This is a genomic window from Streptomyces rubiginosohelvolus (genome assembly GCF_014649875.1).
GTDB lineage: Bacteria > Actinomycetota > Actinomycetes > Streptomycetales > Streptomycetaceae > Streptomyces > Streptomyces rubiginosohelvolus.
This window is the reverse complement of the sequence record NZ_BMTW01000008.1, coordinates 82,983-107,452: the sequence shown is the minus strand read 5'-3', so window position 1 is coordinate 107,452 and position 24,470 is coordinate 82,983. Positions and strand designations below refer to the sequence as shown.

21 protein-coding genes and 1 tRNA gene are annotated in these 24,470 nt (G+C 72.5%); 10 read left to right on the top strand and 12 right to left on the bottom strand.

The genetic code is table 11. From position 1 onward, the window contains the following. Positions 1 to 249: 249 nt before the first annotated feature. The 5 genes from IE134_RS19360 to IE134_RS19340 form a co-directional block, all read right to left on the bottom strand. The gene (locus IE134_RS19360) at positions 250 to 591 is read right to left on the bottom strand and encodes a DUF8844 domain-containing protein (RefSeq protein WP_010062808.1); all 342 of its coding nucleotides are present in this window, start codon (positions 589 to 591) and stop codon (positions 250 to 252) included. 107 nt (positions 592 to 698) lie between these two features. Beyond that, a complete protein-coding gene (locus tag IE134_RS19355) occupies positions 699 to 2,033 on the bottom strand; it encodes an AAA domain-containing protein (RefSeq protein ID WP_030708578.1) in 1,335 nt (444 codons plus the stop codon). A 25-nt stretch (positions 2,034 to 2,058) separates the two neighbouring features. Then, positions 2,059 to 3,675: a hypothetical protein gene (locus tag IE134_RS19350; protein WP_030708573.1), complete on the bottom strand. Its 1,617-nt coding sequence runs from the start codon at positions 3,673 to 3,675 to the stop codon at positions 2,059 to 2,061. Then, positions 3,666 to 4,700, bottom strand: a complete 1,035-nt coding sequence (locus IE134_RS19345) for a hypothetical protein (protein WP_030708571.1) — start codon at positions 4,698 to 4,700, stop codon at positions 3,666 to 3,668. Before IE134_RS19345 ends, IE134_RS19350 begins: the two co-directional genes overlap by 10 nt. A 106-nt stretch (positions 4,701 to 4,806) precedes the next feature. Further along, positions 4,807 to 5,811: a phosphatase PAP2 family protein gene (locus tag IE134_RS19340; RefSeq protein WP_189431188.1), complete on the bottom strand. Its 1,005-nt coding sequence runs from the start codon at positions 5,809 to 5,811 to the stop codon at positions 4,807 to 4,809. Positions 5,812 to 6,051: 240 nt separating this feature from the next. On the opposite strand from IE134_RS19340, the gene IE134_RS19335 reads away from it, so the two are divergent. Next, a complete protein-coding gene (locus tag IE134_RS19335) occupies positions 6,052 to 6,648 on the top strand; it encodes a histidine phosphatase family protein (RefSeq protein WP_030708569.1) in 597 nt (198 codons plus the stop codon). Positions 6,649 to 6,888: 240 nt separating this feature from the next. Here the strand turns inward: IE134_RS19335 and IE134_RS19330 are convergent, their stop codons facing one another. Further along, a complete protein-coding gene (locus IE134_RS19330) occupies positions 6,889 to 8,286 on the bottom strand; it encodes an NsdA family TPR-like regulatory protein (protein ID WP_189431186.1) in 1,398 nt (465 codons plus the stop codon). A gap of 290 nt (positions 8,287 to 8,576) precedes the next feature. Between IE134_RS19330 and IE134_RS19325 the strand changes: the two genes are divergently transcribed. Both IE134_RS19325 and IE134_RS19320 read left to right on the top strand, forming a co-directional pair. Further along, entirely contained in the window at positions 8,577 to 8,990 is a 414-nt protein-coding gene (locus IE134_RS19325; protein ID WP_030708565.1) for a hypothetical protein, read from the top strand. 131 nt (positions 8,991 to 9,121) lie between these two features. Beyond that, positions 9,122 to 10,084, top strand: a complete 963-nt coding sequence (locus IE134_RS19320; protein WP_030708564.1) for a spermidine synthase — start codon at positions 9,122 to 9,124, stop codon at positions 10,082 to 10,084. Between the two features lie 15 nt (positions 10,085 to 10,099). On the opposite strand, the gene IE134_RS19315 is transcribed toward IE134_RS19320, so the two are convergent. Then, positions 10,100 to 10,666, bottom strand: a complete 567-nt coding sequence (locus IE134_RS19315; protein ID WP_030708562.1) for a superantigen-like protein SSL4 — start codon at positions 10,664 to 10,666, stop codon at positions 10,100 to 10,102. A gap of 155 nt (positions 10,667 to 10,821) precedes the next feature. Between IE134_RS19315 and IE134_RS19310 the strand changes: the two genes are divergently transcribed. Next, positions 10,822 to 11,538, top strand: a complete 717-nt coding sequence (locus IE134_RS19310) for a response regulator transcription factor (protein WP_030708556.1) — start codon at positions 10,822 to 10,824, stop codon at positions 11,536 to 11,538. Further along, entirely contained in the window at positions 11,535 to 12,983 is a 1,449-nt protein-coding gene (locus tag IE134_RS19305; RefSeq protein WP_030708554.1) for a sensor histidine kinase, read from the top strand. Before IE134_RS19310 ends, IE134_RS19305 begins: the two co-directional genes overlap by 4 nt. Before the next feature lie 228 nt (positions 12,984 to 13,211). On the opposite strand, the gene IE134_RS19300 is transcribed toward IE134_RS19305, so the two are convergent. Next, positions 13,212 to 14,882, bottom strand: a complete 1,671-nt coding sequence (locus tag IE134_RS19300; protein ID WP_030708552.1) for a bifunctional aspartate transaminase/aspartate 4-decarboxylase — start codon at positions 14,880 to 14,882, stop codon at positions 13,212 to 13,214. A 47-nt stretch (positions 14,883 to 14,929) separates the two neighbouring features. Continuing rightward, complete coding sequence (gene aspT / locus IE134_RS19295) at positions 14,930 to 16,606, bottom strand: aspartate-alanine antiporter (RefSeq protein WP_030708550.1); 1,677 nt, start codon at positions 16,604 to 16,606, stop codon at positions 14,930 to 14,932. Between the two features lie 294 nt (positions 16,607 to 16,900). Here aspT and IE134_RS19290 point away from each other — a divergent pair, with 294 nt between their 5' ends. The 5 genes from IE134_RS19290 to IE134_RS19270 all read left to right on the top strand — a co-directional run bounded on the left by IE134_RS19290 (position 16,901) and on the right by IE134_RS19270 (position 22,979). After that, the gene (locus tag IE134_RS19290) at positions 16,901 to 18,223 is read left to right on the top strand and encodes an ABC transporter substrate-binding protein (protein ID WP_030708548.1); all 1,323 of its coding nucleotides are present in this window, start codon (positions 16,901 to 16,903) and stop codon (positions 18,221 to 18,223) included. A gap of 100 nt (positions 18,224 to 18,323) precedes the next feature. Beyond that, a complete protein-coding gene (locus IE134_RS19285; protein WP_030708546.1) occupies positions 18,324 to 19,340 on the top strand; it encodes a carbohydrate ABC transporter permease in 1,017 nt (338 codons plus the stop codon). Next, positions 19,337 to 20,257: a carbohydrate ABC transporter permease gene (locus IE134_RS19280; protein WP_030708544.1), complete on the top strand. Its 921-nt coding sequence runs from the start codon at positions 19,337 to 19,339 to the stop codon at positions 20,255 to 20,257. Before IE134_RS19285 ends, IE134_RS19280 begins: the two co-directional genes overlap by 4 nt. Before the next feature lie 54 nt (positions 20,258 to 20,311). After that, positions 20,312 to 21,769 (top strand): GH1 family beta-glucosidase, encoded by a 1,458-nt coding sequence (locus IE134_RS19275; RefSeq protein ID WP_030708542.1) that lies wholly within the window; start codon positions 20,312 to 20,314, stop codon positions 21,767 to 21,769. A gap of 172 nt (positions 21,770 to 21,941) precedes the next feature. Further along, positions 21,942 to 22,979 (top strand): LacI family DNA-binding transcriptional regulator, encoded by a 1,038-nt coding sequence (locus tag IE134_RS19270; RefSeq protein WP_189431184.1) that lies wholly within the window; start codon positions 21,942 to 21,944, stop codon positions 22,977 to 22,979. A 133-nt stretch (positions 22,980 to 23,112) separates the two neighbouring features. Here the strand turns inward: IE134_RS19270 and IE134_RS19265 are convergent. The 3 genes from IE134_RS19265 to IE134_RS34235 form a co-directional block, all read right to left on the bottom strand. Continuing rightward, positions 23,113 to 23,185: transfer RNA gene (locus IE134_RS19265), tRNA-His, on the bottom strand. A 120-nt stretch (positions 23,186 to 23,305) separates the two neighbouring features. Beyond that, positions 23,306 to 23,911, bottom strand: a complete 606-nt coding sequence (orn, locus tag IE134_RS19260; RefSeq protein ID WP_010062830.1) for an oligoribonuclease — start codon at positions 23,909 to 23,911, stop codon at positions 23,306 to 23,308. A gap of 10 nt (positions 23,912 to 23,921) precedes the next feature. Continuing rightward, on the bottom strand, positions 23,922 to 24,470 hold a 549-nt coding region (locus IE134_RS34235; protein WP_229823656.1), incomplete at its 5' end, for a helix-turn-helix domain-containing protein.

Here is a 24,470-nt window from a genome sequence, read left to right as displayed (position 1 = left end):
AAGGTCTACCGGGAGTGACGGAACTGATTCCGAGAGTTGCCGGAAACCGGGACAGGCGAGGAGAGGGAGGGGTATCTTGCCCGCCGGAATATGCCACGGGACCTGACCCCCGGCCTGACGGCGCAGCACCTGCCCCGGCCGTCCCACCGGCCACATCGGCCCCGAAGACTCCGGAAGACTCCGGAAGCCCCGGAAGCCCAGTAGGCCACGGGGTTGGGCTGCCGGGCTCGTGGGCTCGTCCCCCGTGCGTCAGGCTCTCGGGGAGTCCAGCAGCGAGCGGCCGAACTCGATCATCTTCTTCGCATAGTCCTCGGTCCACTCCGCGCGCTCCGCGACGTCCGCCGCGGTCAGCCGGTCGAACCGGCGCGGGTCGGCGAGCTGCGCCGCCGCCATCGCCTGGAACTCCACCGACCGGTCCGTCGCCGCCCGGAAGGCCTGCGTCAGCTCGGTCGCCCGGGCCAGCAGCTCACGCGGGTCCTCCAGCGACTCCAGGTCGAAGAAGTGCTCCGGGTCCGCCGTGGCCTGAGACGGCTCGAAGAGCAGGGGCGCGGGGCGCAGCCGCTGCCGTTCGTTCCGCTCGGACTCTGTCATGTGCTGTTCCTCCCTCGCACGGCCAGGACGGCCACCCTCCATTGTCCAACCCCGCGCAAGAGCGCCTCGGGGCCTGTCGTCCCTGAGCTCCGCCGGCCGGCCACCCCTTACGGCTTCCAGCGCACCCGGTGCTCCGCGAGATGGGCCAGCACCGCGTGGTTGGCCTCCCAGCCGTCGGGGAACTTCACCGTGACGCCCAGCTGGACCGGCTCCGTGGACGGATGCTCGTCCAGCAGGTCCGCCACCCCTTCCCGGCACACCACGACGCAGGCGTGCCGGTGCCGGGACGCCAGCACGCACAGGCGGCCCGTCTCCAGGTGGAAGGCCGTGGCGTCGGGACGGCCCGACAGGGGGTGCAGCACCACCGTGACGTCGAACTCGCGGCCCTGGAGCCGGTTCGCCGTGTCCACCGCGACGCCTGTGACGCCCAGCTCCGCGAGGGCCGCCCGCACCGCGGCCGCCTGGTCCCGGTGGGCCGTGCCGACCGCCACCCGGTCCGCCGTCACCGGCACCGGCTCGTCCGCCCGCTCGCTGGTGGCGACGCCGCCCCGGTCCAGCAGCCGCCGGACCACCAGGGCCACCGCCCGTACCGCCTCGGGGTCCGTCCGAGGGGTGTGCCGGGCGGGCAGCTCCAGCAGCCCCCATCCGGACTCCGCCGCCTCGTCCAGCACCCGGTCGGGCCCCGACCCGTCCGACGCCACCCCGAAGGAGAGCTTCCGGTCCCCGTGGTCCGTACCGCTGCGGAACGGCGTGTACGGGTAGAACGCGTCCGACACCAGCGGGGCCGCCGACGCCGGGAGCCGCCACGACACCGGAAGCCGGTGCTGCGGCAGCTCCGGATTGTGCGCGAGCAGCGTGGACACCGCGCTCGCCGAGGGGTCGTAGCTCAGCCCCGCCCACTGGTCCGCGCCCACGATCGAGAACGGGTCCAGCTGACCCGGGTCCCCGACGAACAGCGCCCGCTCGAACAGCCCGGCCACGGCCAGCAGCGCGTCCGAACGCATCTGGTACGCCTCGTCGACGATCGCATGCCCCCACGGCTCCACGTTCTTCACGTGCGCCCACTTGGCGGCCGTCGAGATCACCACGTCGAGCCCGGCCAGATCGGCCGCCTTCGCCGACTTGGTGACGTTGGCGAGGCCGTCCAGGACCTTGTCGTACGGGTCGGAGTCGCTGCTGTGCAGCCGCCCCACCGGCAGCTCCGGATCTTTCTCCGCGAGCCGTACGACCAGGTCGTCGACCTGGGCGTTCGTCTGCGCGATCACCATCAGCGGATGCCCGGCGGCGGCCAGCTCCAGGGCCGCCCGGACCACCAGCGTCGACTTGCCCGCGCCCGGGGGCGAGTCCACGACGATGCCCCGGCTGCTGCCGTGCAGGGTGTCGTCGAGGATCGCGCCGGTCGCACGGGCCGCCTCCGCGCCCGGATCGAAGACGGTGCTCACGGGAGGTCCTCCCGGATGGCAGGGGTCACAGCAGGTCCTCCGGGGTCACGGGGTCGGGTTGCTCCGCACGCGTCGCGGCGTCCGCGCCCGGCGGCCCGCCATGGGTCCACGGCGTCTCCTCCGGGTCCGGCAGCTTCGGCCCGCCGCGCTGGTCGTGCTCGAACAGGGTCCAGGCGATCCGGTCCCCGGGCTCCGGCACCGAACCGGGCGCGGGCTCCTTGCCCCGGCCCATCCGGTCCAGGATCCGCAGCACCAGCAGGACGTCGCCGTCCTGGTCCGGCTCCTCCTCGGCCCGCACGAACTCCGCCGTCTGCGGCTTGCCCTCCAGCGAGCGGTAGACCTTCGTCCGCTCGCCCAGATGCGGTCGCTCGTCCGTGCGGACGGTGACCAGCGGGCGCGGCGAGGGCCGCTTGGACTCCGTGTACGTCATCTCCACATCCGTCACCGTGCCGAGGAACGCCTCGCCCGCCAGCCGCCGCCCCGCCAGCACCAGCGGATCGTCCAGCGCCTCCTGCGCCTCCAGCTGGGCCTGAGCGGTCTCCCGGGAGGCCAGCTTCTGCGCCGCCGTCACCGCGTCGTCGCGGCGCGGCTGCGGCGGCTCGCCCGAGCGCACCCGGTCACGGTGCGCGGTGAACGACCAGCGGTCCCGGGTCCAGCGGTCCTCGGCCCGGGAGCCCTCGGGCAGCTCCCGCAGCAGGTCGAGACCGCGCCAGACCGCGTCCCAGGTCGGCAGCATGACCCGCGCCAGCAGCGAACGGATCTCCCGCTCGGCGCCGCTCAGCTCACCCAGGCGGGCGTCCGCGGCGAGCCCGTCCTCGGCGGAGGCGAGCGCCGTGCGCGCCCGGTCGTACCGCTCGATCGCCGGGGCGAGGAGCCGGTTGTCGAAGTCCGGGTCGGTCGCCGGACCGGCCGGCGGGCAGAGCAACTGGCCCTCCCCGTCCCGGGCCAGCTCCGCCCGCAGCGCCGCCTCGGCCCCCGAGGAGCCGGCCGGCGGGTCGATCCAGGACAGCAGCGCGCCCAGGTGCTGGTCCTCCAGGCTGCTCTGCCCGGTCGCCCAGTGCCGGTTCAGCAGATCGGTGGCGGTCAGCAGGAGCGAGGAGCCGGGCACCCGGGCCCGCTCCCCGTAGTGCGTCAGCCAGCGGCCGAGCAGCGGCACCCGGGCCGGGGCCGGATACGGGGTGTCCGGATCGTCCTCGGCGGTGCGGCGGAACCGCATGGACCGGCCCAGCAGCCGGACGAACTCGACGCCCGCCCGGCTCGGCACGATCAGCTGGCCCGCGTCCGTGCACAGCTCGACCTCGACCTTGGTCTTCTTGCCGGTCGCCGGATCCGTCTCGTTGCGTTCGGCGGGCTCGACGACGTCCGCGTACGACTCGATGTGCGGCAGGACCGCCTCCGCCAGCTCGGCCAGGAACGCGAACCGCAGGTCCCGGTCGCGCGGCTGGGCGACGGCCAGCAGCCGGGGCGCCTCCCGGTCCGTGCCGACCAGCGCCCCGAGCGGGGCCCCGGCCTCACCGGCGGTGGTCAGCGGCACCAGCACCAGCGGCCGGTCGGTGAGATGACGGTGGCGGACGGTCGCGAGCGGCTGGGCGCGCCCGGAGTCGACGGCCTCCAGCCGGGCCAGGGTGGTGATCAGCGACATGCGGCCGCGCCCTCCGGAGTCCCGGCGCCCGCGACGGAGGCGGCTTCCCCTGCGTCGGCCCGCAGGACGGCGGCGCTCTCCAGGGCCTCGGCCCGCAGGGCGGCGGCCCGGCGCAGCGCCGCGACCGTCGGATCGGCGGGATCGCCCTCCTTGCCCGCGGCGGCGGCCAGCACCCCGGCCACCGTCGTCAGCCCGCCCAGCTCACCGCGGACACTGCGGCCCAGCGCCTCCACCGCCCCCTCGGCCCGGGACTTCGCCCGGCAGTGGAAGGCCAGCTCGCAGGCGGCCAGGCACTCCGGGGCGTACGCCGGGGGCACCGCCGCCACGGCCGCGTCCAGCTCCTCGGACGGGCACGCCGGATCGAACGTCGTCCCCTCCGGCAGCCCCGCCGCGATGTCCTCGATCCGGGTCAGCCGGGTCAGCTGACGGCGGGTCACCGCGCGCTGCTTGCGTACGTCCACGACGGAGGCGGTCGGCAGGTTCGAGAAGTCCTTGGGGCAGACCAGCAGCACCCGCTGACCCACCTCCGCACGCTCGGTGACCGCGGCGACCCGCTCCAGCGCCAGCACGTACACCGCGGCCTGCCGGGCGGCGGCGCCGACCTTCGACGCGTCGGCGGAGGAGTCGATCATGGGAAATGACTTGATCTCGACGACCGTCCACCGGCCGTCGGGGTGCACGACCACCGCGTCGGGCTCCAGATAGGCGGGGGAGCCCGCCACCTCCAGGGCCAGCATCGGGTGGTCCAGCAGCGCCCAGCCGCCTGCCGCCGTGGCCTCCCGCAGGGCGAGCGCGGTGCGCGCGGCGCGGCCTTCGGGGCCGGCGGCGCTCAGATCGGGCGTGGCGACGTCCGGGCCCGGGGCGGGCGAGGAGCCGCCCAGGCGCTCGTACAGCAGACGCAGCAGCTCCGCGCCGCCGTCGGCCTTGACCTTCGCCTCGAAGGCGTTGCCCCGCATGAAGGCGAACTGGGACTGCCCGAAGGGGGCGGGTGAGCCGAGCGCGGTGGCCAGCACGCCCTTGTCCACCCCGGCGCCGTCCAGCAGGGCCCGCCGCTTGCAGCCGGGGTTGGCGGCGAGGGCGGCCAGGGCTCTGGCGTCCAGCGGGTGCGGTGCGACGGACGGGCCGCGCAGCTCAGCGAGTCGCTGCCGGAGCGTCGTCGCTCGCGTCCGCGTCGGCGGCGTCTCTGGCTGCCGCGCCGCCGACTGCCGTGCCGGGGGGATCTGCGGAGGTGGTCCGCTGGCCGGGGATTCGCTCACCCGTGGAAGTCTTGCACCCGGCACTGACATCCGGGGACACGGTCGCCGGAATCGCCGCGGCGGCGGTGCTCGCGCCGCCCCGCTTCCGGCCGCCGATGAGGCCGTCGGGGAGGACGCCGGCCAGCCGCGCCTTGACCCCGTCGGCGAACCGGATGACGGGCTTCACCAGCAGGGCCCCGAGGCCCATCACGGCCGCGCCCGCGACGGCGTCCAGGAAGTAGTGATTGGCGGTGCCCATCACGACGATCGTGGTGATCAGCGGATAGGCGATCCCCGCCGCCCGTATGAGGGGGTGGCGGCCGTGCCGCCACAACAGGATCCCGCACCAGAGCGACCAGCCGACGTGCAGGCTCGGCATCGCCGCGTACTGGTTGGTCATCCCGCTCAGCCCGCGCGGCGCGCTCGCGCCCTCGCCCCACCAGCCGTACGCGCTGTACAGCGCCATCGTGTCGACGAAGCCGTGGCTCGCGTCCAGCAGCCGGGGCGGACAGGTCGGCATCAGCGTGAAGCCGACCAGACCCAGCAGCGTGGAGTTCATCAGCCAGACCCGGGCCGCCCGGTACGCCGTCGACCTGCGCCGGAACATCCAGACGAGGACAGCCGGGGTGACCACGTAATGCAGGGAGGCGTACGCGAAGTCGGCGGGTATGCCGATGGACGGGGTGCTGGTGAAGAGACGGTTCAGCGGGTGCTCGGCGTTGAGGTACAGCGTCTGTTCGAACCGGAGGATCGCCAGGCCGTTGTCGACCGCCGTCGACACGTCGCCGCGCACCAGGAGGCGGCCCACGGAATACAGCGCGTACACCACCGCGATCAGTGGCAGCTCCGTCCACCAGCGGGGCCGATGACCGGTCGCGGGCGGCGCGGTGGCGTGCGGCATCCGGTAGCTCCCCCATTGTTCATGCGGCTGACGGCGAACGGTCAACCGTACGGCGACTCCGTGCCACCGCATCCCCCGGGGGTCCCCTTCCGGACGTCCCGTACGCAGCGCTCCCGCCGTGGTCCGATGCGTGGCCGGGGACTGCGCAGGGTGGGACGCCCGCCGGGGCCGGGAGGTTGCCTGGCGGGCCGGTACGGGATGATGGAAGAACCCAGCACCAGCGTTCCAGGGAGAGCCTTCATGGCACCGCGCATCCTGCTCGCCCGGCACGGCCAGACCCAGTGGTCGGTCCGGGGCAACCACACCGGCAGGACGGACATCCCGCTCCTCGACAGCGGCCGCGAGGGCGCGAAGCTGCTCGGCGAGCGGCTGCACCGGGCGCCGTGGGCGGGGCTGCCCGGCGTCGAGGTCCGCACGAGCCCGCTCGTCCGGGCCGCCGAGACCTGCGGGCTCGCCGGGTTCGGGGAACGGGCGGAGCGGTGGGACGCGCTGATGGAATGGGACTACGGGGCGTACGAGGGGCTGACCCCGGCCGAGATCAAGGCGGACCGGCCGGACTGGCTGATCTGGCGGGACGGGGTGCCGGGCGGGGAGTCCGTCGCCGATGTCACCGCCCGCGCGGACGAGATCGTCGCGTGGGCGCGGTCTTCGGACCGGGACGTGCTGGTCTTCGCCCACGGCCACATTCTGCGGGCGCTGGGGGCCCGCTGGCTCGGTGAGGACCTGTCCTTCGGCGCGCGGATCCGCCTGGAGCCGACGTCGCTGTCGGTCCTGGGCTGGGCGTACGGCCTCCCGGCCGTGGAACGCTGGAACGACACGGGCCACCTGGACCGCTGACCTCGCGGGGCGCCCGCACCTTTTGCGCCTGTGCCTGCTCGTTCGGCCCGCCCGCGCCACATCCAGCCCGTCCGGCGTTTGAGGACGGAACCCTGCGGTCGGTGGGCGGGGACTTCACGGACCCCCGGGGCGGGGGAGACCCTGCTGCGCACCCGGGAACGCGCTCAACGGTTCCGTCCTCAAACGCCGGACGGGCTGGGTTTGCGCGCCCCGGAACGCGCTGAAGAAGGGGGCGTCGCCCTACGCGCCGGACGGGCCGGATCCGTGGCGGGTCAGGAACGACGAAACCTCCGCGGCCCCGGTCCGGGGCTTCAGGACCGCCGCCGCCCCCGCCAACATCCCCCGGATCCGCGACGACTGCACCCGGGTCAGCAGATCCAGCACCTGGTGCCCCGTCGCCGCCGCCTCGTCCGCCCGGCCCGCCCGGGCCAGGTCACCCGTGAGCTGGGCCCGGTACAGCGCGAGGTTGCGGGTGAAGTGCGCGTCCTGGAGCACCACCGCACGCCGCCCGTGCCGCGCCGCCCGCGACCAGTCGCCCAGCGCCGACCAGCACTGCGCCTCCAGCAGCTCCAGCTCCGCCTCCCGGAAGAAGCTCATCCACTCCGGGTCGCCCGCCGCGGCGCCCCGGTCGAACGCCGCCCGCGCCCGCCCGATCGCCCGGTCGCACCCCGTACGGTCACCGAGCCCCGCCCGGCCTCCCGCCTCCCGCAGCGCGAGCAGCGCCAGCAGCCGGGGCGACCCCAGCGTGCGGGCGGCCCGCTGGCCGGCCTCCGCCGCCCGTACCGCCTCGCGCGGCCGCCCCGCGTCCCGGGCCAGGAACGACGTGTTGCAGAACGCGTGCGCCTCCAGCCCCGCGTCCCCCGCAAGACGCGCCGTGGCCAGCGCCTCCGCGTAGTGCGAGCGGGCGTCGTCGAAGCGGCCCGAGTCATGGGCCAGCCACCCCACCGAGATGGCCAGCTCACCCGCGCCCGCGTGCAGCCGGTCCGAGGTGGCGCGCCGCGCGGTGCTCCCGGCGTCCAGCAGCTCGTACGCCGCGCGCAGCGGCTGCGCGGCCCGCCGGTAGAGCCCGTCACCGCCGTGCCGGTCGTCCAGCAGCCGGATGTCCCGTACGGCCTTCTCGACGGCGAGCACCTCCGCCTCGCCGACCCGGCGCTGCGTGGGCAGAGAGACCCGGGCGGAGGCGGGCGCCCCGCCGAGACCCAGGGAAGCGGCCGCCACCGTGGCGGTGCCGCTCGTCATGAACACGCGACGCAGCACGTCGCTCTCCTCGGGGATGTCGTCGGTATCGGTGTCGCGGTGCGACGGGGGGTGGGGGGACGGCCCCGGGGACGCGGCTCCGGGCGGAGGCGGGGGTTCCGACACGACCCGGGCACCCCGCCCCCGTACGCTCTCGCGGGCCGAGAACCCCAGGTCGGTCAGGGAGGCCCCGGGGAACATGTGCAGGAAGACGCGCTCGTAGGCGTAGTTGGGGCAGCGGATCTCCCCGGACTCCACGCGTCCGATGTACCGGGCGTCGCACGCGACCTGCTCCCCGATCTCCCGGGCCGCTCTGCGGACGGCCGCCGCGAACTCCCCGGCGGAGCGCTGTCCGCGCAGCTGACGGAAGGCGAGGTTGGGAACTGCCCCTGTCGACGCCATGTCCGGCCCCTCTCTGGTGCAGCCGGGGGTCGTGCCACCCGGCGGTCCCCGGGCCTCCCCGGTCGCTCCGGCCTCCCCGGAGTTCCGGTGTCCCGGCGGAGCATGAACGTACCTGCTGTGACGAGGCGCACACGCAGCGTTTCGTTGCGAAAGCGGGCATACCGCCCGTGATCCGCCATGAACTGCCACCCTTTGCGGCGGTGTGGGCCCGTAGCCCTTGACGCCCCCGCGGCGTTGGTCCATGTGGAGACGGAGTGTGGCTCCGTTCGGCGATGAGAGGAGGGGTTCCCTTGTTGCACCTCGGCAGGGAGACCGGCTCACGGACGACCGCGACGACCCCCGCCCCGGCGGACCCGCCGCCCCTGGACCTCGTCACGGTCCCGGCCCGGCAGGGCCTGGAAGCCGTCGACATCCTCCGTCGCGCCGGCGATCAGGAGGCCGTCGGCCCGGTCCTGCACGACGGGGCCTGCGACACCCTCGGCTTCCTCGTGCCGCCGGGCACCGCCGACGCCTGGGACGTACCCGGCAGCGCCTGTACGCGGACCGACGGCCGCGGGCTGCGCATCCCCGCCGAGCCGCCGGTCTCCGGATCCGGCTGGCTGCTCCCGCCCGCCGAGGACGCCCCGGTCACCGACCCGGCCGTGCTCCGCGCCGCCCTCGACCAGGCGGCCCGGCTGATCGAGGCGGCCGACAGCTGCCGCTAGGGGGTGTCCGGCGGATCAGGACCGGACAGGCCGGACACCCCCTGGCCCATAATGGCCGGACGGGCGGAACACCTCCGCACACCTCCGCCAGGCCGGCGACCCCGGGCCCCCACCAGCAAGGACCAGCGAACGTGGCACGTCGAGGAACGCCGGGCCGGGCCAAGGGGAAGAGCGCGGACAAGGCCGCCACCGGGGGCGCGAAGGCGAAGGGCCGCCAGGAACGCCAGGGCTCCGGGCGCGGCGCGGGCCGGGGCGAGCGCGAAGCCGTCTCCCGGCCGGTCGGCGGCGGCGTCGCCGAGCTCCGGCCCGACCGCGAGCGCCCGCACGGCTGGACGCTCCTGATCGACGGCGCCCCGCAGTCCCACGTGGACCTCGACGACCCCACGCACCTCTCGTTCGCCTACCAGCGCCGCCTCGGCCACATCATCGATCTCGCCGCGCCCCCGCTCCAGCCGCTGCACGTCCTGCACCTGGGCGGCGGCGGGTTCACCCTCGCCCGGTACACCGCCGCGACCCGCCCCCGCTCCACCCAGCAGATCGTCGAACTCGACGCGCCCCTGACGCAGTTCGTCCGTGACCACATCCCGCCGGACCCCCAGGCCCGCATCCGGGTCCGGGCGGCCGACGCCCGCGAAGGGCTCGGCAGATTCCCCGACGCCTGGGCCGACCTGGTCATCGCGGACGTGTTCAGCGGAGCCCGCACCCCCGCCCACCTCACCTCCGCCGAATTCCTCGGCGAGGTACGCCGCGTGCTGAAACCCGAGGGCCGCTACGCCGCCAACCTCGCCGACGGCCCCCCGCTCGCCCATCTGCGCGGCCAGGTCGCCACCGCCGCCACCGTCTTCCCCGAACTGGCGCTGGCCGCCGACCCGGTGGTGTGGCGGGGCCGCCGCTTCGGCAACGCGGTCCTGCTCGCCTCGGCCCTGCCGCTCCCGGTCGCGGAGTTCACCCGGCGGGTGGCGAGCGACCCGCACCCCGGCCGCGTCGAACACGGCCGCGCGCTCACCGACTTCACCGGCGGCGCGGCCGTCGTCACCGACGCGGCGGCCAAGCCGTCGCCCGCGCCCCCGCCATCCGTCTTCGAGAATCCCTGATCAGGCCACCACGGCCTACGGTTCGACGATCTGCACCGTCGGCGGCGTCCCGTTCCAGGTGCAGAACACCGAGTACGTCGTGCCGTCCTCCCCGCCCCCGTCGCTGAAGTCCACCCGGATCCAGGCGTCGTTCGTCCACACCTGCATCGACCAGCCCGGCTCGGGCGTCGCCGAGACGAGCTTCGCCGATTCCTTGCCCAGCTCGAACACCACCCGGCCGCCGTCGGTCCGATAGCTCTTCACCTGCCCCGAGGCCTTCGCCGGAGCCGACCGCGCGGGCGGCTTCGCCGGGGTCGCCGACGGCGTACGCGAGGGGCGCGGGGGCGACGCCGAGGGGCGCGCGTCACCGGTGCTCGGCGAGGCGGAGGGGGAGGGCGTCGTGCGGTGCGTCGAGGAGACGAGCGGCTCCTCGGTGCTCTGCCCGATGCGCTGCGGGGCCCCCGCGCCCACCGAGATCGGTACGGCCCGGGGCGGGTCGTACGCCGTCCCCGTCATGACCGTGTGCACACCCCACCACGAGAGCGTGACCGCCGCGCCAGTGGCGAGCGACCACGCCAGCGCGTGTACGAGTCCTCGTTGCATCCGGCACATCCTGCACCACCCGGGCCTCTCCTGGCTCGCCCCGGCCGCCTCGAATCCGCCCGGGCCGACGGGGGTCAATCGCCCTTCTCCGGCCTTTGCGGAGGATTCCGACGGGGCCGGGACCGGGCCCCTCGCCATGGCGTACGGTGCCGCCCATGGCAAGTGTGCTCGTGGTCGAGGACGACCAGTTCGTACGTTCCGCCCTCATCCGGCACCTCAGTGAGGCCTCCCACACGGTACGGAGCGTGGGCACCGCGCTCGAAGCGCTGCGCGAGGTCGCGCACTTCCGCTTCGACGTGGTCATCCTCGACCTCGGGCTGCCCGATCTGGACGGTGCGGAGGCGCTGAAGATGCTGCGGTCCATCACCGATGTGCCCGTCATCATCGCCACCGCCCGGGACGACGAGAGCGAGATCGTCCGGCTGCTCAACGACGGCGCCGACGACTACCTGACGAAACCGTTCTCCGTCGAGCACCTCTCCGCCCGGATGGCCGCCGTGCTCCGCCGCTCGCGCGCCGCCGGGGGCGAGGCGCCGCCGCCCCGGGTCATCCGCGTCGGCGGGCTCTCCATCGACCCGCTGCGCCGCAGCGCCGAACTGGACGGGGCCGAACTCGACCTGACCCGGCGCGAGTTCGACCTGCTCACCTTCCTGGCCGGGCGGCCCGGTGTGGTCGTCGCCCGCAAGGAGCTGCTCGCCGAGGTCTGGCAGCAGTCCTACGGCGACGACCAGACCATCGACGTCCATCTGTCCTGGCTGCGCCGCAAGCTCGGCGAGACCGCCGCCCGGCCGCGCTATCTGCACACCCTGCGCGGCGTCGGCGTGAAGCTCCAGCCGCCCGCCGACGCGCCCGTCGCGGAGCCGCCCGCATGAGATGGGCCCTGGTCAAGGTCTGCCTGGCGGTCACCGCGATGGTGGTCATCGCCTTCGCCGTACCGCTCGGACTCGTCATCCGGGAGATGGCCAGCGACCGGGCCTTCTCCGACGCCGAACGCCAGGCCGGGACCATCGCCCCGACCCTCTCCATCACCACCGACCGCGAGGAACTGACCCGGGCCGTCCTGTCCACCGAACCGGGCGACCGGGGCCACCTCGCCGTCCACGTCCCCGCCCCCGACAGGTCCAGGGCCGGGGAAGGGGCCGCGGACGGGCCCCTCGACATCGGCACCCGGCGCGCCACCCCCAAGGACGTGGAGACCGTGCGCAAGGCCGGGCGGGCCTCCATCAGCGAGGTCACCGGCGGGTTCGCGCTCCTCCAGCCGACCGCGCTGAGCACCGGGGAGATCGCCGTCGTCGAGGTGTTCGTCCCCGAGGGCGAGGTCTCCAACGGGGTCGCCACCGCCTGGCTGATGCTGGCGGGCGTCGGCGTCGCCCTGATCGTCGGCTCGGTCGCGGTCGCCGACCGGCTCGGCGTACGGATGGTGCAGCCCGCCCAGCGCCTCGCCGGGGCCGCCCAGGACCTGGGGGAGGGGCGCCTCGGCACCCGGGTCCCCGAGGAGGGGCCCACCGAACTGCGGTCCGCCGCCGTCGCGTTCAACTCCATGGCCGACCAGGTCGTCCAGCTCCTGGCCAACGAGCGCGAGCTGGCCGCCGACCTCTCGCACCGGCTGCGCACCCCGCTCACCGTCCTCCGGCTCAACGCCGCGTCCCTCGGCGAGGGCCCGGCGGCCGAGCAGACCCGGGCGGCCGTCCAGCAGTTGGAGCACGAGGTCGACACGATCATCCGCACCGCCCGCGAACAGCGCCCGCAGACCCAGGGCGGGCAGCCGGGGGCGGGCTGCGACGCCTCCGAGGTGATCCGCGAACGCATGGGCTTCTGGTCGGCGCTCGCCGAGGACGAGGGCCGCGAGGTGCGCCTCGCGGGAGTCGACCGTACGGTGCGCATCCCCGTCGCCCGCCCCGAACTGGCCGCCGCCCTCGACGCGTTGCTCGGCAACGTCTTCCGCCACACCCCCGAGGGCACCGCCTTCGCCGTCGACGTCCACCACAGCGGCGACGCGGTCATCGTGCTCGTCTCCGACGCCGGCCCGGGGATCGACGACCCGAAGGCGGCCCTCGCCCGGGGCGCCAGCGGGCGCGCGGGGTCGAGCGGTTCCACCGGCCTCGGCCTGGACATCGTGCGCCGGGTCGCCGAGTCCACCGGGGGCGACCTGCGCATCGGCCGGTCCGTCCTCGGCGGCACCGAGGTCCGGATCTGGATCGGCCTGCACGGCAACCGCCCCGAGCGCGGCCGGCGCGGCCACGGCCGCCGGGTGGGGCGCCGGATCGGCCGGCAGCGGCGCGAGGAGAACCGGGCCGCCGCAGGACCGCCGCATTAACCCGCTCCGATGCGTTCCTTAAGCGGAACCTAAGAACGCCGCCCCGTGTCCGTAATGCCCTCTTCGCCCGTTCCGCAGGCGATAGCGTGCTCGTGAAGCAACCCCGGGAGTCGTCGAGCCCCCACCTCCCCCCGGGGCCCCCACGTCGGCCCCCGCCGCCACCGTTCGCCCCGGTGGCGGCGGGGATACCGGCTCCCCGGCCGTCGTACAGGACGGACAGAGATGTCCTCAAACGCCGGACGGGCTGGAAGTGCCACCCGCCCGCCACTCCTCCGCGTACGCGTCGAAGATCGCCCGCAGATGGTGCCCGATCTTCAGATAGTCCAGGTCGTCCAGATTGGCCAGCGACACCCGCACCGACCACTCCGGGCCGTCGAACCCACCGCCGTTGAGCAGGACCACCGAGGTCTGCTCGGCCAGCCGGAACAGCGGGTCGACCGGCTCGTAGTTCTGCTCCAGGAAGTCGGCGAACGGCTTCCCGTGGACCCGCTCCGCCTCGGCGAGCAGGTCCAGTTCGATGTAGTACGCCGCCCGCTTCGGATCCTCCGAGACCTTCATGTGCGCGCCCTCCAGCAGGAGTTCGAGCCGCTGCCGCACGATCGACCGGATCCGGTGCTTGTACGCCTGCCCCTCGTCCAGCATGTCGAAGAGCGAGAACAGCGCCATCATCACCTGCTGCGGCAGCGAGAGCCCCGCCGTGTGGTTCAGCGCCACCTGCCGGGAGTCCGCCACCAGCCGGTCGATGAACCGCATCTTCTCCGGCTCCAACGTCAGTGACCCGTAACGCCTGTTGAGCCGTTCCTTCTGCTCCCGGTCCTGCTCCGCCAGCATCGCGTCGATCACGTTGTCGTCGTGCAGCGCGATCACCCCGAGCCGCCAGCCGGTCGCCCCGTAGTGCTTGGAGTAGGAGTAGACGAGGAGGGTGTTGCGCGGCAGGTCGGCCGCGAGCGAACGGAAGCCCTCCACGAACGTCCCGTACACATCGTCCGTCACGATGATCAGGTTCGGGTTCTTCTCGGCGACGACGGACACGATCTGCTCGGAGACCCGGGTGGAGAGCGCCAGCGAGGGCGGGTTGCTCGGGTTGACGCAGCAGACCAGCTTGATGGAGGGGTCCGCGAGCTTGGCGACCTCCTCCTCCGGGTAGCGCCACTGCCGCACCCCGGTCTCGGTGAACAGGCTCGCCTGCACGTGCACCACGTCGAAGTCGTACGTGTCCAGCTCGGGGATCTCCAGGTACGGGGTGAAGACCGGCACCATCAGGGCGATCCGGTCGCCCTTCTCCAGGATCCCGTTCTTCATCAGCGAGTCGAAGATGTAGCACATCGCCGCCGTGCCGCCCTCGGTCGCGAACAGACTCAGCGTCTGCCCCTCCGGCGGCCGGTGGTCGAACATCTCGTCCGCGACATAGCCGCGCACGATCTCCTCCGTGTGGTGCAGGATCCGGTCCGGCACCGGGTAGTTGTCCCCGATCGAGGAGTCCGCCAGCTCGTGCAGGAACGCCTCCCGGTCGAAGCCGAACCGCTTCACCGCCAGGTCCACGCTCGCCTTCAGCAGCTCGATGCCCGGCAGCTCCGGGTGCGTACGGACGAAGTGGTCGAAGCGCTCCGCGCACCCGGTCTCCTCCGGCATACCGCCCAGGTTGTCGGCCGTCCACACCCGCCGGGACTCCGAGATCGCGAAGTAGCCGAGCGCGTGGTACGCCTCGCGGGGGCCGGTGGCGACCCAGTTCGGGTTGCCGCGACCGGCGTTGAGCATGGCCCGGGTCGTCTTCCCCTTCTGGCCCGGCCGGTCGCTCTGCGCGTCCGTCGCGATCCGGATGAACGTGTCCTTCAGCTCGAAGGGGGAGAGCTGGGCGTAGGACCGGATCTCGTCACGGCTGAGGCGGGTCTTCGGCATGGTGGTGTCCGTTCCGTACGGGTCGGTGGGCGCGGAATGCGGTCACGTCAGGCCCCCAGGACGCCGACCAGGATGGGCCCGGTCAGCGGCAGCAGGAAGTTGGAGAGCGTGTACGTGATCGTGTAGCCGAGAAGCGGGACGGAGCTCTGGGCCACCTGGGTGATGGAGGTGATCGCCGGGGTCGAGCACTGCTGGCCGGCGATGGCGCCGATCAGGAGCGGCTTCTCGATCTTCAGCAGCTTGGTTCCGACGATCAGCGAGATCGTCGCCGGGACCAGCACCATGGCGATGCCCGCGACCGGCAGCAGCGCCCCGTACTCCTTCAGCAGCGGCCAGGCCTGCGGGCCCGCCGCCAGTCCCGTACAGGCGATGAAGACGGCCAGCCCCATGTCCTTGAGGGTCGTCGCGGCCTGTGGCGGGAAAGCCCCGAAGGTCTGGCTGCGGGAGCGGAACCAGCCGAAGACGAGACCTGAGATCAGACAGCCGCCGCCGGTGCCGAGCGACATCGGGACGTCCCCGAGCTTGACGACGATCTGGCCGAGCAGCGAGCCCGCCACGATGCCGAAGCCGAGGTAGACGAAGTCGGTGGCGTCGTTCTTCACGACCGCGCCGAGCTTGGCGACGAGCCGGTTCAGCCCGCCCCGGGCGCCGACCAGGGTGAGGACGTCGCCCCGGGCGAGGACCGTCTCCCCGCTGGCGGGCAGATGCTGGTCGTTGCGGAGCACATCGGTGATGTACACGCCGTCCTTGCGGAACTCCGGGTGCCGCTTCTCCAGCCGGTCGATGGTCGCGCCGATCGTCTCCTTCTCGGTGACGGCGACCTGGCTGGTGGCCAGCGGGGTGTCGAGCCCCGGGACGGCCGGGGTCTCCGGGCCGATCTCCCGGCCCGCGTCGATGATCGCCGACCGTTCCCCGACCACCTGGACCAGATCGCTGAGCGTCAGCTCCAGACCGGGGGAGGGCGTCAGCAGCTTGCTGCCGCGCTTGACCCCCTCGACGGTGATCCGGCCGCCCAGGGCGCTCTGGAGATCGCCGACGGTCCGGCCGTCGGCCCGCGTCACCAGATAGGTGCGGCCCACCATGCCGGGCAGCGCCTCGCGCTCGTCGGACTCCAGACCGGTCTGTCCGCCGCGCATCTTCTCCCACAGCTCGCGCGAGGCGTCCGCCAGGTTGATGCGCAGCAGCATCGGCATGATCTGGCTGGTGAACAGCACGATGGTGATCAGGCCGAAGAGGTAGCAGACCGTGTAGGCGGTGGCCACATGCCCCTGATACTGGGTGATCTGCTCGGAGGTCAGGTCGCTGAGCTTCCCGATCGCCTCGGTGGCCGTGCCCACGACGGCGGATTCGGTGGCCGCCCCGGCCAGGATCCCGGAGGCCGTGCCCACGTCCAGGTCGAAGGCCTTGGCGAGCCCGAAGGCGATCCCGAGGACGCAGACCAGCTCGATCAGGCAGAGCGTGAAGAAGCGCAGGCTCTTGCGGTTGAGGTTGGCGAAGAACTGCGGCCCGGCCAGGTAGCCGAGCGAGAAGATGAACAGCGCGAAGAAGACCGTCTTGACGTCGTCGTCGACGCTGACGTGCCGGGTGCCGATCAGCAGCGACACGATCAGGGTGCCGCAGATACCGCCGAGCGTGATCGGGCCGACGCGGAGCTTGCCGACGAGATAGCCGGCCCCGAGGCAGAAGAAGAGAGCCAGTTCGGGATGGTCGCGCAGGACGCCCATCCCGCCTCACTCACCGGTGCTGATGTCGGCGGCCAGGATGATCAAAAGGTGCATAGGGGAGAAATTAACAGGGGTGGTGTGCGCCGGCACCTCACCCGACCCGGGGCGCCCCCCGTTCACCTTCCGACGGGAGGGTCGGCCAAGACCCCTGCCGTGACGCCCCGGACATCCCTCGGCAACGGAATCGTCTTCAACTCTTGACACCCACCCCCTGGAGGCAGCAACCTTCCGGCAACGATGCATGGGAGCGCTCCCATGCGCCATTGCCGGACCCCCGGAACAAGGAGCAGTGGAATGCGCATCACCCGCAGCGTTGCCGGTCGACGCCACAGAACCGCCCTCGTGGCCACCACGGGCCTCACGGTCACGGCCCTCCTCCTCACCGGATGCGGTGGCTCGTCCGACTCGGACAAGGGAGCCGACGCGAACGGCAACATCACCCTGACCGTCGCCGACTTCGGGCAGTTCGGTTACAAGGAGGCCGGGCTCTTCGAGAAGTACCACGAGCTCAACCCGAAGATCACGGTCAAGGAGGACACCACCGCCGAGGAGAAGAACTACTACCCCAAGCTCCTCCAGCAGCTGAACTCCGGCAGCGGCCTCGCCGACGTCCAGGGCATCGAGGTCGGCCGGATCAAGGAGATCGTCGACACCAAGGCGGACTCCTTCGCCGACCTCTCCAAGGTCATCGGCGTGGACGAGTGGGTGTCCTGGAAGGCGAAGCAGGCCACCGCCCCCAGCGGCGCGGTCATCGGCGCGGGCACCGACATCGGCCCCATGTCCCTCTGCTACAACCGCGAACTGTTCGAGAAGGCCGGGCTGCCCACCGAACGCGACGAGGTGGCGAAGCTGACCGAGGGCGGCTGGGAGGCCTACCTCGCCCTCGGCGAGCAGTACAAGAAGAAGGCCCCCTCCGGCACGTACTTCATGGACTCCGCGAGCGCCATGTTCAACGCCGTGGTCAGCTCCAGCCCCGAGCAGTACTACGACGCGAGCGGCAAGCCGATCTACAAGGACAGCGCCAGCGTCGAGAAGGGCTGGCAGCTCGCCGCCCAGGCCGCGTCCAAGAAGCTGACGCAGGGCCTGGCCCAGTTCGAGGACCAGTGGCAGGCGGCCCTGCGCAAGAGCACGGTGGCCACCGTTGTCTGCCCCGCCTGGATGGCCGGCCAGATCTCCACGTACGCCGGTGACGCCAACAAGGGCAAGTGGGACATCACCAGCGCCCCCGGCGGTACTTCCGCCAACTGGGGCGGCTCCTTCCTCGCCGTCCCCAAGTCCGGAAAGAACGTGGACGAGGCCGCCAAGCTCGTCAAGTGGCTGACCGCCCCCGAGCAGCAGGCCGCCGTCTTCAAGGCGATCGGCGTCTTCCCGTCCAACCAGGGCGCCTACGAGCTGCCCGACGTGAAGAACGCGACCCTGCCGTACTTCAACAACGCCCCCATCGGCCAGATCTACGCCGACGGCGCCAAGTCCATCCCCGAGGCGGTCCTCGGCCCGAAGGACGGCGTGATCAAGGACTCCATCTCCACCCAGATCAACAACATGGAGCAGCGCGGCACCAGCCCCGACGACGCCTGGGACGCGGCCGTCCGGACGATCGACAAGGCCATCGGCTGACCTCGATCCGACCGTCCGGGGCGGGCGGCAGCTGACCCGTCCGCCCGCCCCGGCCCACCCGCCCGACCCCCAGCCGCACCCAGGGAAGGACTCCCCGCCCGTGGCAACCTCGACCCCCACCCGGGATGCGTACGCGCATGCGCCCCGCCCATCGAAGAAGGAACCGACCGACGAGCGACGGCAGGTGTGGCGCAGCCGGCTGTGGCGGTTCGACGACAAGGCATCCCCGTACGCGTACATAGCGCCGTTCTTCCTGATCTTCGGGGCCTTCGGCCTCTACCCGCTGCTCTACACCGGCTGGATCGCCCTGCACCGGGTCTCGATGACCGGCCTGGACTCCATGGAGTGGGTGGGCTGGGAGAACTTCGACAAGATCCTGAACGACCCCGAGTTCTGGACCTCGGTCAGCAACACCTTCCTGATCGGCGTCATCTCGACCGTCCCGCAGCTCCTGATGGCCCTGGGCCTCGCCCATCTCCTCAACTACCGCCTGCGGGCCAGCACGTTCTGGCGCACGATCATCCTCACCCCGTACGCCACCTCGGTCGCCTCGGCGGCCCTCGTCTTCGCCCTGGTGTTCCGGGCGGACGGCGGGCTGCTCAACTGGACGCTGGGCCTCGTCGGCTTCGATCCGGTCAACTGGGCCAACGGGCACTGGACGTCGAAGCTCGCCATCTCGATCATCGTCATCTGGCGGTGGACCGGCTACAACGCGCTGATCTACCTGGCTGCCATGCAGGCGGTCCCCAACGACCTCTACGAGGCGGCCTCGTTGGACGGGGCGTCGCGCTGGCAGCAGTTCCGCAAGGTCACCATCCCCTCGCTGCGGCCGACGATCCTGTTCACCATCGTCATCTCCACCATCGGCTCCATGCAGCTCTTCGGTGAACCGCTGCTGCTGGAGGGCGGTGCGCTGGGCGCCACCGGCGGCAACGAGAACCAGTACGAGACGCTCAGCATCTACCTCTACAACTACGGCTGGAACCTCGGACATCTCGGTCCGGCCGCCGCCGTCGCCTGGGCGATGCTCGCCCTCCTGCTGCTCATCGCCGCGGCCAACTGGATCGTCGGCCGCTTCTTCCGCACGTCCGCGGTCCGACCGGGAGCGCCCTCATGACCCTGACCAGTCCCACGCCCGCGGCCCCCGTGAAGCTCGCGCCGACCCCGAAGAGCGGCGGGCCGTCCCGCCCGAGCCGCTTCCGGATGGGCGCCGGACAGCAGCTGAAGGGCGGCCCGTTCGCGTACGTCGCGCTCGCCGTCGTCGGCTTCGGCTCGCTGCTGCCGCTCTACTGGACCCTGGTCGCGGCCTCCCGCACCCAGGACGAAGTCCTCGCCTCCACACCGCCGTTCTTCCCGGGCGGAAAGCTGATCGAGAACATCCAGACCGCCTGGGAGCAGGCCAACCTCGGCAAGGCGATCGTCAACAGCGTCATCGTCTCGTCCTCGATCACCCTCGCCACGCTCTTCTTCTGCACACTCGCCGGCTACGCGTTCGCCAAGATGCGCTTCCGGGGCCGCGGCTGGCTGATGACCGCGGTCATCGCCACCCTCACCATCCCCCCGCAGCTCAGCGTCGTCCCGCTGTTCATGATGATGTCCGGCCTCGGCTGGGGCGGCCAGCTCGAATCGGTGATCTTCCCGACGCTGGTGAGCGCGTTCGGCGTGTTCTTCATGCGCCAGTACCTGATCGAGGCGCTGCCGTACGAGCTGATCGAGGCGGCCAAGATCGACGGAGCGAACAACTTCCGCATCGTGCGCAGCGTGGTGCTGCCGGTGGCGCGCCCCGCGATGATGGTGCTCGGGATGCTCACCTTCGTCCAGGCGTGGAACGACTTCTTCTGGCCCTACCTGGCCCTCAACCAGCAGAACCCGACCCTTCAGGTGGCCCTCGGCCAGCTCAGCGCCTCGTACACCCCCGACCAGTCCATCGTGATGGCGGGCGCGCTGATCAGCACGCTGCCCCTGCTGGTGGTGTTCGTCCTCTTCGGCAAGAAGATCGTCGGCGGCATCATGTCCGGCGCGGTCAAGGGCTGAAGCACCACCCCACCCCTCCCCACACCCCTCACTTCCCCTAGGGAGCGCTCCCGCATGACAGCCGTCCGACCCGACACGGTCCCGCAGCAGGCACCCGCCGCCCAGGCCCCCTTCCCGACCGGCTTCCTGTGGGGCGCGGCCACCGCCGCGTACCAGGTGGAGGGTGCGGCCTCCGAGCGGGGCCGCACCCCCTCCATCTGGGACACCTTCAGCCACACCCCCGGCAAGGTCGTGAACGGCGACACCGGGGACGTGGCCGCCGACCACTTCCACCGCTACCGCGACGACGTCGCCCTGATGAAGCGCCTCGGCCTCCAGGCGTACCGCTTCTCCGTCTCCTGGTCCCGGGTCCAGCCCACCGGCCGGGGCCCCGCGGTCGAACGCGGCCTGGACTTCTACCGCTCGCTCGTCGACGAGCTTCTGGCGGCCGGCATCAAGCCCGTCGCCACGCTCTACCACTGGGACCTGCCGCAGGAGTTGGAGGACGCGGGCGGCTGGCCCGAGCGGGCGACCGCCGAACGGTTCGCGGACTACGCGGCCATCATGGCCCGCGCGCTCGGCGACCGGGTCTCGATGTGGACGACGCTCAACGAGCCCTGGTGCTCGGCCTTCCTCGGGTACGGCTCCGGGGTCCACGCCCCCGGCCGCACCGAACCGGCCGCCGCGCTGCGGGCCGCCCACCACCTCAACCTGGCCCACGGCCGGGCGACCGAGGCGCTGCGCGCGAACCTCCCCGCTGCCGCGCAGACCTCGGTCACCCTCAACCTCCACCAGGTGCGCCCGCTGACCGGCAGCGCGGCGGACGCGGACGCCGCCCGCCGGATCGACGCGGTGGGCAACCGGATCTTCACCGGCCCGATGCTGAAGGGCGCGTACCCGGAAGACCTGCTGACCGACACCGAACGCATCGTGAACTGGGGTGAGTTGATCCACGAGGGCGACCTCGCCGCCATCGCAGCCCCGATCGACGTGCTCGGCGTCAACTACTACACGCCCACCATCGTCTCGACGCCCGCCGACGGCTCCGGGGACACCCGCAACGACGGCCACGGAAGCAGCGACCACTCCCCGTGGCCCGGCTCCGAGCACGTGGCCTTCCACCTGGCCGAGGGCAAGCCGCGCACCGCCATGAACTGGTCGGTCGACCCGAACGGTCTGCACGCCCTCCTCATGGACGTCGCGCGCGAGCACCCGGACCTGCCGCTGATGGTCACCGAGAACGGGGCCGCCTTCGACGACGCCCCGGACGCCGACGGCCGGGTCCACGACCCCGAGCGGATCGCCTACCTCCACGGCCACCTGGAGGCGGTACGCCGGGCGGTGGCCGACGGGGCCGATGTGCGGGGCTACTTCCTCTGGTCCCTGATGGACAACTTCGAGTGGGGCTACGGCTACGGGAAGCGCTTCGGCGCGGTGTACGTCGACTACGCGACCCAGCGCCGTACGCCGAAGTCCAGCGCCCACTGGTACGGCGATGTGATCGCCCGTCACGCACTGCCCCCGGAGGCCTGACCCTCCCGGGAACGGTGGGCCCGGTCATCTCCGCGACCGGGCCCACCGTCCTTTGATTACCCCATTTGGGAGCGCTCCCAATACCCTGTCCTTACGCTCGTCGAGGTGATCGATCCAGGACTTGGATTGACGTTACGGCTGTGAGAAATTGACCGGGAACGGGGAGGCGGCCATGGCGGCAGCGCGAGTACGGAGCGGCGGGCGGCCCACGCTCGAAGAGGTGGCGGCACGGGCCGGTGTCGGCCGGGGCACCGCATCGCGGGTCATCAACGGCTCGCCCCGGGTCAGCGACGCGACCCGGCAGGCGGTCGAGGCGGCCGTGGCCGAGCTGGGCTACGTCCCCAATCGTGCCGCCCGCGCCCTGGCGGGCAACCGCACCGACGCCATCGCGCTGGTGGTGCCCGAGCCGGAGACCCGCTTCTTCGCCGAACCGTACTTCTCCGCCATAGTGCGCGGCGTCGGGGCGGCCCTGGCCGACACCGAGATGCAGCTGCTCCTCACCCTCGTCGGCAACGACCGCGAGCGCCGCCGCCTCGCCCAGTACCTCACCGCCCACCGCGTCGACGGGGTCCTCCTGGTCGCCGTGCACGCGGACGACCCGCTGCCGGAGCTCCTGGAGCAGCTGGGCATGCCGTGCGTGATCAGCGGCGCCCGGCACGCGGCCGAGCCGCTGCCCTCGGTCGACTCCGACAACTTCGAGGGCGCGCGGGCCGCCGTCGAGCACCTCGTCTCCCGGGGCCGCCACCGGGTGGCCACGATCACCGGCCGCCTGGAGGTGTACGGGGCCCAGCGCCGCCTGGACGGCTACCGCGCGGCGATCTCCGCCGCCGGCCTGGCCCCCGACGAGCGCCTCATCGCCCCCGCCGACTTCACCGAGGAGGGCGGCGCGGCGGCCATGCGCGACCTCCTGGCCCGTCGCCCCGACCTGGACGCGGTCTTCGTCGCCTCCGACGTGATGGCCGCCGGCGCCCGCCAGGTCCTGCGCGAGGCGGACCGCCGCATCCCCGAGGACGTGGCCCTGGTCGGCTTCGACGACTCGGTCGTCGCCCGCCATATGCACCCGCCCCTCACCAGCGTCCGCCAGCCCATAGAGGAGATGGGCCGCCGCATGGCCCAGCTCCTCCTGGACGAGATCGCGGGCCGCACCCCGGGCGACGAGCGCCCTTCGGTGGTGCTGCCGACGGAGCTGGTGGTCCGCGACTCGTCGTGACGGGCGGAGCGGCCCTGATGCGGATGGTGTGCTCGGGGCGGTGCGTCACGTGACGCACCGCCCCGAGTGAGGGCCCGAGGGGGCCGGAGAAACCGGAAGGGCCCCGGTCCGAAGACCGGGGCCCTTCCTTCAGGGTGAGTAACGGGACTTGAACCCGCGACATCCTGGACCACAACCAGGTGCTCTGCCAGCTGAGCTATACCCACCATGTCGCCCGGTCGTTTCCGACCGGACGAGAAAAAGTGTACAGGGTCCGGGAGGGTGCTCGCGCCCCCGTTTCCCGGGGCCGGTCCGCGGGCGCTCTCACCCCCGTGACCAGCGGGTTCCTACGGTGTGGCCGGGGTCACCAGGCGCGCCGCGATCTCCTTCGCGCGCTCGGAGTCCGGGCCGGGCTGGGGGACGAAGACCGCCTCCCGGTAGTAGCGGAGCTCCGTGATGGAGTCACGGATGTCCGCCAGCGCCCGGTGGTTGCCGTTCTTGTCCGGACTGTTGAAGTACGCCCGGGGGAACCAGCGCCGGGCCAGCTCCTTGACCGAGGACACGTCCACGATCCGGTAGTGCAGGTAGCTCTCCAGATCCCGCATGTCCCGCGCCAGGAAGCCGCGGTCGGTACCGACCGAGTTTCCGCAGAGCGGGGCCTTGCCGGGCTCCTTCACATGCTCGCGGACGTAGGCCAGGACCTGCTCCTCGGCGTCCGCCAGGGTGGTGCCCCCGGCCAGCTCGTCGAGGAGGCCCGAGGCGGTGTGCATCTGCCGCACCACCTCGGGCATGGTCTCCAGGGCCGCGTCCGGCGGGCGGATCACGATGTCCACCCCTTCGCCGAGCACGTTCAGCTCCGAGTCGGTGACCAGGGCGGCCACCTCGATGAGTGCGTCGTCCGTCAACGAGAGCCCGGTCATCTCGCAGTCGATCCACACCATGCGGTCGTTCATGGGCCCCACCCTACGGGGCGCTCCGCTGTCCCGGCAGGGCCGGGCGTCCGGGAGCGAACGCGTCGGGGCCGGGCAGGGAGTGCTCCCCGGGACCCGTCGCGGCCGCCACGGCGACCGGTGCGGAGGACAACGGGGAGCCCCGGCGTCCGGACGGCGGCCCCTGGCTGGGCACCATCGTCTCGACCACCGTCGCGGTGCTCTCCGCCACCCCCTGCGGACGACGGGCCCGGTAGGCGGCCCGGTACGCGGCGGGGGAGGAGCCGAGCTGGCGGCGGAAGTGCCCGCGCAGCGCGACCGGGGAGCGGAAGCCGCAGCGGCCCGCGACCTCGTCGACCGAGTAGTCGGAGGTCTCCAGCAGCCGCTGCGCCTGCAGCACCCGCTGGGTGATCAGCCACTGGAGCGGTGCGCTGCCCGTGAGCGAACGGAACCTGCGGTCGAAGGTCCGCCTGCTCATGTAGGCGCGCGCCGCGAGCGTCTCCACGTCGAACTGCTCGTGCAGATGCTCCAGGGCCCAGGCCACGACCTCGGCGAGCGGGTCGGACCCGATCTCCTCCGGTAA